At 67.2% G+C, this 1,298-nt stretch carries 1 protein-coding gene; it reads left to right on the top strand.

Annotation, left to right across the window (positions count from 1 at the left end; genetic code table 11):
* The first annotated feature begins 261 nt into the window (after positions 1-261).
* Positions 262-1,266, top strand: coding sequence for an IS30 family transposase (locus tag ABZ272_RS32005; protein ID WP_355053676.1), 1,005 nt, complete (start codon positions 262-264; stop codon positions 1,264-1,266).
* Positions 1,267-1,298: the final 32 nt, after the last annotated feature.

Below are 1,298 nucleotides of genomic sequence, written 5' to 3'. Positions count from 1 at the left end.
CTTGGGTTCTAGGGATCGTTGCAACGCCTGACCTGATCAGGGGTTGCAGTGTTCGAGATCCGTGGGGATCGCCGGCCGCAGGGGCCGAAGAAGCTTCGCGCGGAGCGCCAGGCATATTTGGATCTTGTGGCGCGGGGTGTGAGTACGAGTGAAGCGTGCCGGCTGGTCGGGATCAATCGCAAGACTGGTCACCGCTGGCGGTACGGCCGCACGAGCCAGACGAAGGCCGGGCAGCAGGGAGTACCTTCCGCTGCTCGGCCTTTGGCCGTGTCGGACCGGTATCTGTCCCAGGCCGAGCGGATCGTGATCGCTGATCGGCTGCGGGAGGGTGCCTCGCAGGCGGCGATCGCCGCTGAGCTGCGGCGTTCACCGGGCACGATCAGCCGGGAAATCCGCCGCAATCGGCACCCGGACAGCGGTGACTACCGGCCCTACGCAGCCCAGCAACGCGCCGACAGCAGGCGGCCTCGCCCGAAGATCGGCAAAATCGCCACGTGCCCGGTGCTGCGGGAACACGTCCAGGCCATGCTGGATCGCAAGCACAGCCCGGAACAGATCAGCCGTCGGCTGCGCCGTGACTTTCCCGAGCGGAACGAGCTGCACGTGTCACACGAGACGATCTACCAGGCGCTCTACGTCCAGGGCCGTGGCGAACTGCGCCGAGAACTGACCGCCGCGCTGCGCACCGGCCGCGCGGTGCGACGTCCCCGCCGTCAGTCTGGCCAGCGCCAGCCCCGCTTCACCCATCCGATGGCGATGATCAGCGAACGGCCCGCCGAGGCCGACGACCGTGCCGTGCCCGGACATTGGGAAGGCGACCTGATCATCGGCAAGGACAACGGCTCCGCCATCGGCACACTTGTCGAACGCTCCACCCGCTACGTCCTGCTCGTGCACCTGGGCGCCGGCCGCAGCGCCGATCGGGTCCGCGACGGCCTGCTCACCGCCATGGCCACCCTGCCGCAACATCTGAAACGGTCTCTGACCTGGGACCAAGGCATCGAGATGGCGATGCACCACCAGTTCAGCATGACCGCGCAGATGCCGGTCTACTTCTGCGACCCGCACTCACCCTGGCAACGCGGCTCCAACGAGAACACCAACGGACTGCTGCGCCAATACTTCCCCAAAGGCACCGACCTGGCCGTCCACGACCCCGACCACCTCGCCACCGTCGCCGCCGAACTCAACGGCCGCCCACGCAAAACGCTCGGCTGGGACACCCCAGCCGAGCGCCTCGCTAAGCTCCTAGCCGTCAATGACTAGCCAACGTGTTGCAACGACCCCTTGAAACCGCC

The sequence above is a fragment of the Micromonospora sp. NPDC005979 genome (assembly GCF_040614415.1).
Classification (GTDB): Bacteria; Actinomycetota; Actinomycetes; order Mycobacteriales; family Micromonosporaceae; genus Micromonospora.
The sequence above is the reverse complement of the archived record's forward strand: the minus strand, read 5'-3'. Positions and strand labels throughout refer to the sequence as shown.